A 14371-nucleotide genomic window follows, 5' to 3' on the forward strand; every position below is an offset into this window, starting at 1 on the left:
CTTCCCTGTCAGATGCCGGCAGACCCGGCGGCGAAACGCTCTACCCCCTAGTCGCCGCCCGCCGCGATGGCAACGCCGTGCGGGCCGGCGTCCGCAAATTATACGTGGCTTTGGCGCGTCACGCGGCTATGGCACCGGCCATCCCGCTTACAGGAGCTTTTATGACCGACCAGACCCTCACCCTGTCGCTGTCGACCGGCGACGTCGTCATCCGCCTGCGTCCCGATCTCGCGCCCCAGCATGTCGAACGCATCACCGGTCTCGCCAGCGAAGGCTTTTACGACGGTGTCGTCTTTCACCGCGTGATCCCCGGCTTCATGGCGCAGGGCGGCGACCCGACGGGCACCGGCATGGGGGGCAGCAAGCTTCCCGATCTGCCGCAGGAATTCAGTGCCGAACCGCACGTTCGTGGGGTGTGCTCGATGGCGCGCGCGCAGAACCCGAACAGCGCGAACAGCCAGTTCTTCATCTGCTTCGACGATGCGCGCTTCCTCGACAACCAGTACACCGTCTGGGGCGAAGTGATCGAAGGCATGGACAATGTCGACGCGCTGCCCAAGGGCGAGCCGCCGCGCGAACCTGGCAAGATCGTCAAGGCGACCGTCGCGTAAGCGATCTAGCCAATCCTCCCCGTGCCGCAGGCATGGGGAGGGGGCCATGCGAAGCATGGTGGAGGGGCCGTGAGATAGCGAGCGCTTGTCGCTGCTCGGCCCCTCCGTCAGCCCTCCGGGCTGTCACCTCCCCATCGCTGCGCGACAGGGAGGATCGGAACGGTCAATCCCCGACGAACCCGTTCAGCCGTTCGCAGGCGGCGATCCAGTCTTCCTTGAAAGCCTGCACGACCTGCCCCGCGCTCATCGCCTCGTTCATCAGGCCGACGCCCTGCCCGACCCAGTAGGTCGCGAGCGTCCGGGCGCCCTCGTGGCCACCTTCCGACAATTTGTCGACCTTGCGCAGCGCGGGTTCGCTGACCAGCGACTGGAGCGGCATCGGCAGCGGCTTGGGTGCGCCCTCGGCTTCCCATGCGTCGGTCCACGGCGAGCGGAGCTGGCGTGAAGGCTTTCCGGTGCGGCTCTTCGAACGCACCGTGTCGCGCGACGAGGCGGCTAGCATCTTTTCCTTTACCACCGGATTGGTCTCGGCCTCGGCAGTGGTCAGCCACACCGACCCGGTCCAGGCGCCGTGCGCGCCCATCGCCATCGATGCCGCCATCTGGCGCCCGGTGACGATGCCGCCCGCGGCGAGGATCGGCGTCGTCGCGCCGACCGCGTCGAGCGCCGCCGCAACCTCGGGCACCAGCACCATCGTCGCCACCTCGCCACAATGGCCGCCGGCCTCGCCGCCGGCGACGACGAGAATGTCGACGCCAGCGCGGACCTGGGCGAGCGCATGGTCGCGGGTGCCGACGAGCGCGGCGACGGGGACGTTGTTGCGCTTGCCGAGTTCGAGCATCAGCGGCGGCGGCACGCCGAGCGCGTTGGCGATCAGGCCGATCGGATGGCGGAAGGCGACCTCGAGCAGCTTTGCCGCGCCGTCTTCGTGCATGTTGTCGCCGAAGCTCTGGCGTCCCGCCATCGCTTCGGTAAGGCCCGACGAATCGACGCCATGTTTCGCGAGCAGCCCGGCCGCGAAGGCGAGGTGCGTTTCGGGGATCTGCGGGATGGCGGCCGACGGTGCCTCGCCCTTGCCGACGAAGCTGTTGGGGACGATCAGGTCGACACCATAGGGACGCCCGCCGATATGGTCGTCGATCCATGCCAGCTCTTCCTCGAGCCGTTCGGGCGGAAGCGAGGCGGCGCCGAAGACGCCCATGCCGCCGGCCTTCGACACTGCGACGACGACGTCGCGGCAGTGCGAGAAGGCAAGGAGCGGGAATTCGATGCCGAGCATCGCGCAAATGGGGGACAGCATGGACCTCTCCGGATGTTATCTAAGTTGCCACGGAACGTGCATGTCAGCGCCAGTTGACGTAAACGTCAAGTTGATTTGCGCGAAGGGGCGTCTATCGCGGGCGGCATGACCGATTTCTCGCTCCCCGGCTTCGATCTCGACGCCTTCGTCCGCGCTACTTTTGTCGAAGATCTGGGCGAAGGTGGCGACGTCACCTCGCTGGCGGTGATCCCTGCCGACGCGCGGTTCGAGGGGGTGATGGACAGCCGCGACGCGATCACCGTCGCGGGCCTTCCGATCGCCGAAGCCTTCTTTCGCGCGCTCGATCCTGCCATGACCATCGAAATCCTGGTCGAAGAGGGCGCGCAGGTGTCCGCGGGTACCGATCTGATGCGGCTGTCGGGCAATGCCCGCGCGATGCTCACCGCCGAGCGCTCGGCGCTCAACACGGTGCAGCACCTGTCGGGCATCGCGACGCTGACGCGCGAATATGTCGACGCGCTCGGCGGCAAGGCGACGTTGCTCGACACCCGCAAGACGATCCCGGGCCTGCGCGTGCTCGAAAAATATGCGACGCGCATGGGCGGAGCGACCAACCACCGCATGGGCCTGTGGGACGCGGCGATGATCAAGGACAATCATGTCGCGGTCGCCGGATCGGTCGAGGAAGCGGTGCGCCGCGCGGTCGCAGCGGGGATCGCGAACATCATCGTCGAGGTCGACCGCGTCGACCAGGTCGAACCCGCGCTCAGCGCGGGCGCGACGCACCTGCTGCTCGACAATATGGGCCTCGATCAGCTGCGCGAATCGGTCGCGATCGTCGCGGGCCGCGTCCCGGTTGAGGCATCGGGCGGGGTGCGGCTCGACACGATCGGTGCGATCGGCGCGACCGGCGTCACCTATGTCTCGGTCGGGCGGCTGACCCAGTCGGCGCCGGCGGCCGACATCGGGCTCGATTTTGCGCTGGCCTGAGGTCGTCGCGGCGGCGCTGCTGGCGCTGACGCCCACCATCGCGCTTGCGCAGGCGCCGTCCTGCACCGCCCCCGATCGCGTGCCCGTCCCGCGGCTCGAACAGCCGCGCCGCGGCGAACCCGTGCGCGATCCGCCGATCGCGGGCTATCTGCTCAGCATGAGCTGGTCGCCGCAGCATTGCGCAGGGGTGCGTAATGTCAGGGACGCGCGCGACCGTTTCCAATGTTCGGGTGAGAACGGCCGCTTCGGCTGGGTACTGCACGGGCTGTGGCCCGAGGCGGCGACGCCCGGCTATCCGCAATGGTGCCGCCCGGCGAAGATCGTGCCGCAGCCGGTGCTCCGCCGCAACATGTGCATGACCCCCTCGGCGCAGCTGCTCCAGCACGAATGGGCCAAGCACGGCACCTGCATGAGTCCCCATCCCGACGCCTATTTCCGCGCCGCGGCGATCATGTTCGGGAGCGTGCGCTTTCCCGACATGCGGGCATTGGCGGCGAAGCCGCAGACTGCGGGGGCGGTCCGCCGCGCCTTCGTCACGGCGAACCCGACGCTGCGCCCCGACATGCTGGCGGTGGCGGCGGACAAACAGGGCTGGCTGACCGAAGTGCGCCTGTGCCTCGGTCCGCGGATGAAGCCGCAGGCGTGCCGGTCGTTCCAGCGCGGGCTGGCCGACAGGCGCAGTGTCCGCGTCCGTCCGGCGCCGCGTTAACCCCTGCGCCGCGCGGCGTCCCGCGGCGGGACGCGTGCGCGTTAACGCATTTTTAACCTTATCGACTCGTTAAGCGCGTCCTAGCCTGCGGGGCATGGACGCCTTCGACCCAGAAATCCGCATCGACATCCGCGACCGCGTCCGCGCCCATGGCGCGCGGCAGGTGGCGATCGCGCGGCTGAACGCGCCGGCGGACTGGGAAGGCGCGCTGCGCCACGCGATCGCCCAGCATCGCGAGCCGGTGACGATCTTTCACGGGTCCGACCTCCGGCTCTTCGTGCAGAGCTTCCTGATCTTCTTCACCGCGACGATGATGTTCCTGATCTAGGTGGCGGTCGGCCGGTGCAGGGTGGAGATCAGCCTTGCTTTCGTCGTGACTCCGGATTGGATCCGGCGGGCATTCTCGCAACGCCGACGGAATGTGTTCCGGATTTCAGTCCGGGGTAGCGAAGGTCTGAAAATGATCGGTTGCGGGCATGCCCACCAAGATGGCGTTGAACAAAATTCGCGCAGCGGTCGCAAGGCTCGCGGAGCAAAGAGAAGTCATTCAACGCCGCGATCTTTGCGGCCGCAGCGTACAATGTTCATGAGGCGGTATCCGACCGTTTCCGGACGTTCAAGTTCGAGCATGGCGCATCCGCAAGAGGAGCTTGTCTTTCAGAACATAGTGATGAAACAGCGATGCCGCGGCGTGGAAGCCGATCAGCCAATATCCGATCGTGCCGCCGAGGCCATGAAGGTCTTCGATCTCTTCCGCCAGTGCCTCGTTCGGACCGGTGAGCGGCGGGAGCTCGAAACCGAAGAAGGGAATGGGTTTCCCCTCGGCGCTGAGGATGAGCCAGCCGGCAATCGGCATTCCGATCATAAGAAGATAAAGAGCAACGTGAGTGACGTTTGCGGTCAGCTTCTGCCAGCCCGGCCCGTCCAGGGGCGCTGGTGCCGGCCATATGAGCCGCGCCGCGACCCTGAGCCAGACAAGCCCGAAGACGGACAATCCCAGCATGAAGTGCCAATTCTTGAGCGTGTCGCGTGGTACACTGCCTTTGGGCCAGAACTCCCTCAGCTCGATTGCCGCATACACCGCTGTGATGACCAGCAGCATAAGCCAGTGGAGAGTTATCGACGGCAGACTGTAAGAATCCGGTTTTCGCTCGCTCACCATGACGATCCTCCTGCGGCCAAGCTGCCCCGCATGAATCCGCACTGCATTGATCCGCATCAATCAGTACGGGATTGGTCACACGTCAACGTCAGCTTCACCCCGAAGCCGCTGTCTTCGCAAACGCTCGCAAAGGCTGGCGGACCGCGCTATGATGTGTCCGCCAGAGGGTCGGGCGATCGCCGCCGCGCAAGCGGGGGAGGAAAGTCCGGGCTCCACGGAAACCACGGTGCCGGATAACGTCCGGCGGCTCCGGGAAGCCGGAGTCAGGGAAAGTGCCACAGAGAGCAGACCGCCAAGGGCCTCGGTCCGGCGAAAGGTGAAAGGGTGCGGTAAGAGCGCACCGCGCGGACGGTAACGGACGCGGCACGGCAAACCCCACCGGGAGCAAGGTCGAATAGGGATGGCACGGAGCAATCCAGGACTGGTTCCGGTCCCGCCGTCCGGGTTGACTGCTTGAGCGTCCGGGCAACCGGCCGCCTAGAGGAATGATCGCCCATCCCCCGTCAAAAGGGGTGGACAGAACCCGGCTTACAGACCCTCTGGCATTCTCTCCCCATCGCAGGCGCGGAACCGCGCCCGGCCGTTCCGCGTATTAGGCGGACCAGAAAGGGAGACGAACCATGAAAGTCGTCGATGACCATGTCGAGGTGACCGAAACCGAGGCAAGCAGCGGGGTCAAGGGGCACAATGTCCGTTATGTTCTGGCCTTTTCGCTGATCGCGGTGATCGTCGTGCTGTCGGCGATCTGGATCGTGCCGGTGCTGCTCGAGCCCTGACGCGAACGTCCGATCGCCTCCGGCAAGCGCGGCGCGCGCGTCGGGTGCGGCCGTGCCCGTTGGGGCGACTGGCCCGCCGATGATCGGGCTTTCCTCTTTTTGCATCGCAGATCGATGGCGCGGCGCCCGACGCGCGCCCGGCGCGGGTGCGTCACCGATGTTTTTCGGGCTTTCGCGGACCGGGACGCGCGCCTAGCCTGCCTGTGCGATCACCGGTCGATGGCCGTGCAGGGGGCGAATCGGGGACAGGCGTCCATCGGTCGGACGGCGTTTCGCGCGGGGGAAGGGATGGGCGGCATGAAACGGACGCGATGGATGGGCGCGATGGCGGCGCTGTGGCTGGGACTGGGCGCGATCGCGCCGGACGCCGCCGCGCAGGAGCCGGCCTGCGGCACCGCGCCGCTGACGGGCGAGCGCGTCGCGCTGCTCATCGGCAACAGCGACTATAACGACTGGGAATGGCCCTCGCTGAAGAACGCCGGCAACGATATCGACCAGGTCTGCGGCGCGTTCGCGCGGGCCGGCATCGTGCCGCGGATCGTCCGCAACGCCGACAGGGAGGGGCTCGATGCGGCGCTGGCGGGTTTCGCCGCCGAGGCGAAGGGCGCGAAATCGGTCATCCTCTACTATGCCGGGCATGGATTCGAATATGGCGGTCGCAACTGGCTGGTCCCGATGGACGCGCCGCCCGCGACGCGCCGCGCCGACGTCGAACGACGCTATCTGTCGATCGAGGCGCTGGTGAAGCGCGTCGTACCGCCCGGCGCCTTCACCCTGTTGTTCGTCGATGCCTGCCGCACCGCCGATCCGGTGGTGCGCATCGAGGATGTCGATGCTGCGGCGGGGGAAGCGGGTTCGGCGCCGCTCGGGCTGCTCGACATCGGACAGGGGGCGGTCTTCTATTCGACCGCGAAGGGACGCCCCGCGCTCGACTATGCGCCCGCAGGGTCGCCGGTGAGCCCCTTTGCGGCCGCGGTAGTCAAGGAACTCGCGGTCCCCGGCCTCGAAATCGCCGATTATTTCAAGGTCGTCTCGCGCGACGTGTACAAGCGCACCTTCGGCATGGATCACGGCCCCCAGCAGCCCTTCCATTATGGCAGCTGGTTCGACGACTATTATCTGGTGGCGCCCGCCGACCTGCCGTCCGTTGCAGCGGCCCCGCCAGCGATGTCTGCCGTTCCTGCGGTCGCGGCGGGCGCGACGCGCGGCGCCGCCGCCGACCCGCTGGCCGACATTTCGCCCGACCGGCTGGCGGTCGAGGACGAGCCGCTGCTGCTGGCCGACGTGCTGACGCGCCATCCGGCGGCCGAGCTTGTCGGGCTGGCCGACGCGGGGTATCCGCTCGCGCAGCAGCTGGCGGGCTATATGTTCTCGCTCGGGGTCGGCGTGCGGAAGGACGCGGCGCGTGCGCGCGCCTATCTTGAGCAGTCGGCGGGGCAGGGCTTTGCCGCGGGCCAGACCGAGCTCGCCTACCTTCTGCTGTCCGGCGCCGGGCCCTCCGCGGATGAGCGGAACCGCGCGCGCGACCTGTACGAAGCGGCGTCCGGCGCCGGTTTTGCCAAGGCTAAGACGCATCTCGCCTATCATCTGTCGGCCGGGACGTTCGGCGCGCCCGACTATGCGCGCGCGCAGGCACTCTATGCCGAAGCGGCCGCGAAGGGACACCCGGCCGCGATCTTTGCGCTGACCGCCTTTTCGGACAGCCGGGCGGCGAATGTGGCGCGGCTGCGGGCGCTTGCCGACGCGGGCAATCCCGAAGGCAATCACTGGCTGTGCGAGGCCGATTTCACCGACCGGATGCTCCGCGATGCGATCGAGGATTGCGCCGTGGGCGCGCGCGCGGGTTTCGCGGGCTCGCGGGCGATCCTCGCCTATGCCTATGCGAAAGGGAGCGGGATTCCCGCCGACGCGGGGGAAGCCGCGCATTGGGCGAAGCTCGCGCGCGACCTTCCCGAACTGCGTGCGGACCAGCGCGAGCTGATCGCCGGGATCGGCGAGTGACGATCAGGGGTAGCTGATCGTCATCACCTCCCACTCCTTGGGACCGGCGGGAAGCTGCACGGTGCGCAGGTCGCCCACCGCGGCGCCGCGCAGCGCGCGGGCGAGGGGGCTGTTCCAGCCGATGCGCCCGTCCCCCGCCTCGGCCTCGTCGTCGCCAACCAGCGTGACGGTGCGCCGGGCATCATCGTCGTCGGCCAGTTCGACGGTGGCGCCGAACCAGATGCGGCTCTTGTCGGGTTGTTCGGACGGGTCGACGACGCGCGCTGCCTTCATGCGGCGCGCGAGGAAGCCGAGACGCCGGTCGATCTCGCGCAGCCGCTTGCGGCCATAGATATAGTCGCCATTCTCGCTGCGGTCGCCATTGCCCGCGGCCCAGCTGATCACCTCGACCAGCTTGGGCCGCTCGTCGCCGAGCAGTGCCTGATATTCGGCGCGCAGCGCGGCGAAGCCCGCCGGGCTGATGATATTCGTCTTGCCCCCTTGCATGGTCGTCAGCCGGGGGTGCGCTTGCCGAGATAGAAGCTCAGCGGCGCCTGCGGCATCGACGCATTGCCGTCGCGCAGCGTGTCGTAGACGACGGCGTTTTCGAGCACGCGCTGGACATAGTTGCGCGTCTCGAAGATCGGAATCGCCTCGATCCAGTCGACCATCTCGATCGTGCCCGAGCGCGGGTCGCCGTTGGCGCGCAGCCATTTGTTCACATTGCCAGGGCCCGCGTTGTACGCCGCGACCGCGAGCGGATAGCTGCCGCCGAAATAGCGGAGCATTTGCTGGAAATAGGTCGAGCCCAGCGTCATGTTGTAGTTGGTATCGGTGGTGAGCGACCCCGCGTCGTAACCGAGCCCGAGCTTACCGGCGACCTCGCGCGCGGTGCCCGGCATCAGCTGCATCATGCCGCGCGCGCCGGCATGGCTGACCGCGGCGCGGTCGAACTGGCTTTCCTGCCGGGTGATCGCGTGGATGAAGGTCCAGTTGCCCTCGTGTCCCGCGGGAACGCGGACGGTCGGGAAACCCGACACTTCGACCGCGTCGAGGCTGTTCGCCTGTGCGCTGCGCCCGATCATCACGCCAAGGTCGGGGCGGCCGATTTGCGATGCGAGCTGTCCCGCGAGCACATGGTCGCCGGGCGAGGTCGCCTTTTGCGCGATCGCGCGCAGGAAAAGCGACTGTTCGCGCCAGGCGCCGATCTCGCCGAGCGCCCGCGCCGCGCGGACGAGGCGGTCGTCGTTGAAGCTGGTACGTTCGGTGGCGCCGACCTGGATGCGGGGTTCGGGGATCGGCTTGGGCTGCGCACGGCCGAGCCGTTCGAGCGAAAGCTGGCCGTAGAACTGGTCATAATGCTGGGCGGCGTCGAGGAAATGCGCGTCGGCGGTCGCGCGGTCGCCCGCCGCGAGCGCGGCACGGCCCGCCCAGTAGAAGCCTTTGGTGCGCGTCTGCGCCGAGCGTGCCGCCTCGCCATAGGTGCGGAACAGGCGGACCGCCTCGCCGGGGCGGCGGAGATCCTTGAAGGCAAGCTGTCCCGCGAGCCACGCGAGCGACGTATAATCGTCGCGCACCCCGAGCGGGGTTTCGCGCACCACCGTGCCCGGCGGCAGCGCGTCGTCGAGTTGCCTGGCGATATTATAGGCCGCGACCTTGTCGCCGCCGGCATCGGCTTGCCGCGCGTTGGTGAGAAGGGTTTCGAGCCATTCCTCGGCGTCGGTCGGCGCTTTGGCGAGCGAGCGCGGTGCAGAGAGCAGCGCGCGCGCCTCGCCGACACGGCCCGACTTGCGCAGCCAGGTCGCCTTGTCGGTGATATAGCCCGCATCGGTGCGGGTGAGCCCGGGGTTGGCGGCCTCGACCGCCGAAGCCTGCAGGGCGGCGTCGACGGCGCTGCTGCGCATCGCGAGCCGCGCGGCGAAGATCGCGCGCTTGTCGGGCGAGGTATAGGCGAGCTGGCGCGATGCGGCGCCGGTCGCATTCGACCACAGGAGGCGATCCATGCGCGCATCGTGATCGGCAGGGCTGAGCGCCCCCGGAAACATCGAGAGCGCGCGGCTCGTCTCGAAATCGTCGAGCGCCCCGCCGGTCCAGGCGCGGCGGAGCGCCGCATTGGCTTCGTCACGGCGTCCGCTCGCGTTGAGCGCGAGCGCGTGGCGGAGGTGGCCGCTCGCGGTTTGCGGCGGATAGGCCTTGAAATAGGCGAGCGTGCGCGCGGGGTCATAGCTGTCGAGCGAGATCGCCTTTTCGGCGCGGGACCGCATCTTGTCGGCGTCGGGCCAGCCGGGGTTCGACATCAGGAAGCGCGAGAGCTGGTCGAACGAGGCGCCGCTGTTCGCGGTCAGGCGGCGCCATTCGAGCACCGCATCGCCGACCGAATTGCTGCTCGTCGGCGGCGACGCCGATGCCGAGGCGAGCCCCATCTGCGCGCGATACCACGCCATTTGCTCCGGAGTCAGCTCGCTCGCATGGGCAAGGGTGGGGAAGAGGAGGGCGGCGGCGAGCGCCAGGCGGGAAATGCGGGGCAACGAAATCATGCCGGACATGTTAGTGCCAAACTCCTTGCGGGGCGCTGAATAGGCGTCCATTAGGCGGCGCGCCGTCCATTCGTATCGATTGCGGCACGGTCTTTGTAAAGGAGCGGAGCATGTTTTCGGGGTCGATTCCCGCCTTGGTGACGCCATTTCGCGACGGTGCGTTCGACGCCCCGGCATTCGCACGCCTTGTGGACTGGCAGATCAAAGAGGGCACGAGCGCGCTCGTCCCGTGCGGCACGACCGGTGAGAGCCCGACGCTCGGCTTCGACGAACATTATCAGGTCATCGACACCTGCCTCGAGGCGGCGGCGGGGCGCGTGCCGGTGATCGCGGGTTGCGGATCGAACGATACCGCCACCGCGATCCGCCATATGCGCCATGCCCAGGCGGCCGGCGCAGCCGCCGCGCTGGTGGTCGCGCCTTATTACAACAAGCCGACGCAGGCGGGCATGCTCGCCCATTTTGCCGCGCTCGCCGACGCGTGCGACCTGCCCATCGTGGTCTACAATGTTCCCGGCCGCACCGTCGCCGACATCAGCGCCGAGACGATGTGCCGGCTTGCCGAAATGCCGACGGTCGTCGCGATCAAGGATGCGAGCGGCGATCTGGCGCGCGTGACCGTGCATCGCGCCGGTGCCGGAACGGATTTCTGCCAGCTCAGCGGCAATGACGATCTGTGGCTCCCGCACGCGGTGATGGGCGGTGCCGGCTGCATCTCGGTCACCGCGAATGTCGCGCCGCGGCTGTGTGCCGATTTCGCCGCCGCCTGCGCCGCGGATGAGTGGACGCGCGCGCGGAGCCTGCACGACCGCCTCTTTGCGCTGCACCAGGCGATGTTCTCCGACGCGTCGCCCGCACCGGTGAAATATGCGCTGTCGCGAGTTCATGACTGGTTTTCGCCCGAAGTGCGCCTACCTATCATTCCGGCGTCCGAGGCATCGCGCGCGGCCGTCGACGCCGCGCTGTCCGCGGCCGGAGTAATCTAGGTTTCATAATGGCCCGTCCGCAGTCCGCCGCCGAATTCGACAAGAAAAAGGTCGTCGCCGAGAACCGGCGCGCGCGCTACGACTATGCCATCGAACAGGTGTTCGAGGCGGGAATCGCGCTCCAGGGCACCGAGGTGAAGTCGCTGCGCTTCGGAGAGGGAACGATCGCCGAAAGCTATGCGGAGGTGACCGGCGGCGAGGTCTGGCTGATCAACGCCAACATCCCCGAATTCAGCCACGGCAACCGTTTCAACCATGAACCCAAGCGCCCGCGCAAGCTGCTGCTCAACTGGCGCGAGATCAACAAGCTGCACGCCGGTGTCGCGCGGCAGGGGATGACGCTGGTCCCGCTCACCGTCTATTTCAACAGCCGCGGCCGCGCGAAGGTCGAGCTCGCGCTCGCCAGGGGCAAGAAGGCGCACGACAAGCGCGAGTCGATCAAGGAGCGCGACTGGAAGCGCGACAAGCAGCGGTTGATGAAGGATCGCGGATGAGCGATCGGGGCAAGAAGCCGCGCGACAAGGCGATGGTGATGAACTGGATCCGTCGCAACTCGCCGACGCGCGAGGAGCTGCTGGAAAGCCGGTTCATCAAGCCTTTCGCGCATCGCGTCGCGCACAGCCATTTGTGGCGCTTCACGCGCACCTCGGTACGGCGCGGAACTGCGCTCGGGCTGTTCGTCGGCATCTTTTTCCTGATCCCCGGGGTCCAGATATTGGGCGTCGCGCTGCTCGCCTTGCCCTTTCGCGCGAACATCCCGATCGGGGCGGCGATGACCTTCCTGTCGAACCCGGTCACGACGCCGCTGATCCTCGCCGCGTCGGTGTGGCTGGGGAGCACGCTGTTCGGCCTGCACACCAATGTGTCGAACCTCTATATCCTCTACGACGAAGGCGCGTCGCTCCTCGAATGGTGGCACTGGTTCACCGCCAATGCGGGGTCGACGCTGCTCGGCGGCCTCGCGGGGCTGTTCGTCATATCGGTGGTCTCCTCGGTTGTCGGCTATATCCTTGCGTCGATCTTCTGGGACAACTGGATCCGGCTGCGCTGGCGCCGCAAACTGCACCGCGCGCGCGACCAACGACTTGAGGCATCGACGAGCGACACGGGCGCCGGTTGAAGGGCTCCACCACGGGCGGTTATAGCCCTCCCCATCGCACGACCCGCCGCATGGGCGACGGGTTCGTTCCGTTCGATTACCGGGGAATATCATGATCCGTCTGACACAACATCATCGCCTGCTGGCGACCGCGGCGCTTGGCGCCATGCTCATCGCCGCCGTTCCGGCCGTCGCCAAGGACAAGGCGGTGACAACCGAAGCTGCACCCGCCGCCGCCGTTGCCAAGCCCGAAATCGGCGATTTCGGTTTCGACATGAAGGGCATGGAGACGAGCGTTCAGCCGGGCGACGATTTCTATGCCTTCGCCAACGGCAGCTGGGCGAAGAACACGCCGATCCCGGCCGACAAGTCGAACTACGGCATGTTCACGGCGCTCGGCGACCTGTCGCAGCAGCGCACGCGCGACATCCTCGATGCCGCGAAGAGCGACAAGAAGAGCATCATTGGTCGCGCGTACAGCTCCTATCTCGATAGCGCGCGCATCGAAAAGCTCGGTCTGAAACCGATCCAGCCCTGGTTGAAGCAGGTCAAGGCGGTCGACAAGGCGGGCCTCGCGACATTGCTGGCCACCGCCGACCGCAGCGGGATTCCGCATTTCTTCGGCGGCTATGTCAATCAGGACGACAAGAACCCCGATGTCTATATCTATCAGATGGGGCAAGGCGGCATCGGCATGCCCGATCGCGATTTCTACCTGAAGGATGGCGAGCGTAATGCGACGACGCAGGCCGCCTACCTCAAGCATCTCGAAAATGTCCTGACGCTGGCGGGCGAGAGCAATGCCGCGGCGCGCGCGCAGGCGATCTATGACTTCGAAAAGGCGATCGCGACCGTCCATTGGGACAAGAACGACAGCAGCGATGCGACCAAGGCCTACAACAAGCTGACCATTGCCGAGCTGACGCAGGCGGCGCCGGGATTCGACTGGACGACCTTCATTCGCGGCATTGGCGTCAAGGAGGATGCGATCCTCGTCGCCCAGCCCAGCGCTTTCACCGGCGAAGCGAAATTGATCGCCGACGCGCCGATCGAGGTCATTCGCGACCTGCTGATCGTGCGCAGCCTCGACAGCTTCTCGAACGTCCTGCCCGACGCGATCGCCAATGAAACCTTCTCTTTCTATGAAGGGGTGCTTTCGGGGACTCCGGAGCGCGAGGAACGCTGGAAGCGTGCGGTCGATTTCACCGCCGACACATTGGGCGACGCGGTCGGCAAGGATTATGTCGCGAAATATTATCCGCCCGAAACCAAGGCGGTGATGGACGAGCTTGTTCGCAATGTCGTCGCCGCGATGGGGCGCCGGATCGACGGTCTGGCCTGGATGCAGCCCGCGACGAAGGTCAAGGCGCGCCAGAAGCTCGCCAATTTCACCACGAAGATTGGCTACCCCGACCAGTGGAAGGATTATAGCAAGCTGGTGATCCGCACCGACGATCTGTTCGGCAATGCGCTGCGCGCCAACCAGTTCGCGCACGACGACAATATCGGCCATCTGGGCGGTCCGATCCGCCGCTGGGAATGGTTCATGACGCCGATGACGATCAACGCCTATGCCAACCCCGTCATGAACGAGATCGTTTTCCCGGCCGCGATCCTGCAGCCGCCCTTTTTCGACCCGCACGCCGACCCGGCGATCAACTATGGCGGTATCGGCGCGGTGATCGGGCACGAAGTCAGCCATCATTTCGACGATCAGGGCGCGAAATATGACGAGACGGGCAAGCTCGCCGACTGGTGGACGCCCGAGGACGTCAAGGCGTTCGAGGCGGCCGGGCAGGCGCTGATCGACCAGTATGGCGCCTATGAGGTCCTGCCCGGCGAGCATCTCGACGGCAAGTTCACGCTGGGCGAGAATATCGGCGATCTTGCGGGCCTGACCATCGCCTATGACGCGTACAAGGCTTCGCTGAACGGCAAGGAGGCTCCCGTGATCGACGGTTTGACCGGCGATCAGCGCTTCTTCCTCGGCTGGGCGCAGGTGTGGCGGCGCAACTATCGCGAGCAGAATCTGTCGCAGCGCATCACGACCGATCCGCATTCGCCCTCGACCCAGCGGGCCTGGGTCGTTCGCAACCTTGACCCATGGTACAAAGCCTATCAGATCAAGGAGGGCCAGAAGCTGTATCTGGCGCCGACGAACCGCGTCCGCATCTGGTGACGCAACAAGGGGATAGGGTGAATTGACCGTGACGAGCCTGCCTTCCGCTGATCCCGACATCGGCAGGGGGGTGGGCCCCGG

14 protein-coding genes and 1 other RNA gene are annotated in these 14371 nt (G+C 66.8%); 11 read left to right on the top strand and 4 right to left on the bottom strand.

Annotation, left to right across the window (positions count from 1 at the left end; genetic code table 11):
• Positions 1 to 161 precede the first annotated feature (161 nt).
• The gene (locus EAO27_RS05405; protein WP_242777857.1) at positions 162 to 611 is read left to right on the top strand and encodes a peptidylprolyl isomerase; all 450 of its coding nucleotides are present in this window, start codon (positions 162 to 164) and stop codon (positions 609 to 611) included.
• 163 nt (positions 612 to 774) lie between these two features.
• Here the strand turns inward: EAO27_RS05405 and EAO27_RS05410 are convergent, their stop codons facing one another.
• Positions 775 to 1911 carry a nitronate monooxygenase gene (locus tag EAO27_RS05410; RefSeq protein WP_242777860.1) on the bottom strand — a complete coding sequence of 379 codons (1137 nt, stop codon included), beginning with the start codon at positions 1909 to 1911 and terminating at the stop codon, positions 775 to 777.
• Positions 1912 to 2016: 105 nt separating this feature from the next.
• On the opposite strand from EAO27_RS05410, the gene nadC reads away from it, so the two are divergent.
• The 3 genes from nadC to EAO27_RS05425 all read left to right on the top strand — a co-directional run bounded on the left by nadC (position 2017) and on the right by EAO27_RS05425 (position 3899).
• Positions 2017 to 2862, top strand: coding sequence for a carboxylating nicotinate-nucleotide diphosphorylase (gene nadC / locus EAO27_RS05415; protein WP_242777863.1), 846 nt, complete (start codon positions 2017 to 2019; stop codon positions 2860 to 2862).
• Positions 2849 to 3571, top strand: a complete 723-nt coding sequence (locus EAO27_RS05420) for a ribonuclease T(2) (RefSeq protein ID WP_242777866.1) — start codon at positions 2849 to 2851, stop codon at positions 3569 to 3571. The genes nadC and EAO27_RS05420 overlap by 14 nt, the downstream gene beginning before the upstream one ends.
• A gap of 94 nt (positions 3572 to 3665) precedes the next feature.
• A complete protein-coding gene (locus EAO27_RS05425; RefSeq protein ID WP_242777869.1) occupies positions 3666 to 3899 on the top strand; it encodes a hypothetical protein in 234 nt (77 codons plus the stop codon).
• 288 nt (positions 3900 to 4187) lie between these two features.
• On the opposite strand, the gene EAO27_RS05430 is transcribed toward EAO27_RS05425, so the two are convergent.
• Positions 4188 to 4733 carry a cytochrome b gene (locus tag EAO27_RS05430; RefSeq protein WP_278190153.1) on the bottom strand — a complete coding sequence of 182 codons (546 nt, stop codon included), beginning with the start codon at positions 4731 to 4733 and terminating at the stop codon, positions 4188 to 4190.
• A 160-nt stretch (positions 4734 to 4893) separates the two neighbouring features.
• Between EAO27_RS05430 and rnpB the strand changes: the two genes are divergently transcribed.
• From rnpB to EAO27_RS05445, 3 genes are all read left to right on the top strand, one after another.
• Positions 4894 to 5280, top strand: an RNA gene (gene rnpB, locus EAO27_RS05435) — RNase P RNA component class A.
• Between the two features lie 73 nt (positions 5281 to 5353).
• Positions 5354 to 5509 (top strand): hypothetical protein, encoded by a 156-nt coding sequence (locus EAO27_RS05440; RefSeq protein WP_242777876.1) that lies wholly within the window; start codon positions 5354 to 5356, stop codon positions 5507 to 5509.
• 297 nt (positions 5510 to 5806) lie between these two features.
• Positions 5807 to 7510 (top strand): caspase family protein, encoded by a 1704-nt coding sequence (locus tag EAO27_RS05445; protein ID WP_242777879.1) that lies wholly within the window; start codon positions 5807 to 5809, stop codon positions 7508 to 7510.
• Positions 7511 to 7513: 3 nt separating this feature from the next.
• Here the strand turns inward: EAO27_RS05445 and greB are convergent, their stop codons facing one another.
• Positions 7514 to 7996 (bottom strand): transcription elongation factor GreB, encoded by a 483-nt coding sequence (gene greB, locus EAO27_RS05450; RefSeq protein ID WP_242777882.1) that lies wholly within the window; start codon positions 7994 to 7996, stop codon positions 7514 to 7516.
• A 5-nt stretch (positions 7997 to 8001) separates the two neighbouring features.
• On the bottom strand, positions 8002 to 10035 hold the full coding sequence (locus tag EAO27_RS05455; protein WP_242777885.1) for a lytic transglycosylase domain-containing protein: 2034 nt from the start codon (positions 10033 to 10035) through the stop codon (positions 8002 to 8004).
• Between the two features lie 101 nt (positions 10036 to 10136).
• Between EAO27_RS05455 and dapA the strand changes: the two genes are divergently transcribed.
• From dapA to EAO27_RS05475, 4 genes are all read left to right on the top strand, one after another.
• A complete protein-coding gene (gene dapA, locus EAO27_RS05460; RefSeq protein WP_242777889.1) occupies positions 10137 to 11012 on the top strand; it encodes a 4-hydroxy-tetrahydrodipicolinate synthase in 876 nt (291 codons plus the stop codon).
• Between the two features lie 8 nt (positions 11013 to 11020).
• The gene (smpB, locus tag EAO27_RS05465; protein WP_242777892.1) at positions 11021 to 11506 is read left to right on the top strand and encodes an SsrA-binding protein SmpB; all 486 of its coding nucleotides are present in this window, start codon (positions 11021 to 11023) and stop codon (positions 11504 to 11506) included.
• Positions 11503 to 12132, top strand: coding sequence for a DUF2062 domain-containing protein (locus EAO27_RS05470; RefSeq protein WP_242777895.1), 630 nt, complete (start codon positions 11503 to 11505; stop codon positions 12130 to 12132). Before smpB ends, EAO27_RS05470 begins: the two co-directional genes overlap by 4 nt.
• A gap of 91 nt (positions 12133 to 12223) precedes the next feature.
• Positions 12224 to 14290 carry a M13 family metallopeptidase gene (locus EAO27_RS05475; protein WP_242777898.1) on the top strand — a complete coding sequence of 689 codons (2067 nt, stop codon included), beginning with the start codon at positions 12224 to 12226 and terminating at the stop codon, positions 14288 to 14290.
• Positions 14291 to 14371: the final 81 nt, after the last annotated feature.

The organism is Sphingopyxis sp. YF1 (genome assembly GCF_022701295.1).
Classification (GTDB): Bacteria; Pseudomonadota; Alphaproteobacteria; order Sphingomonadales; family Sphingomonadaceae; genus Sphingopyxis.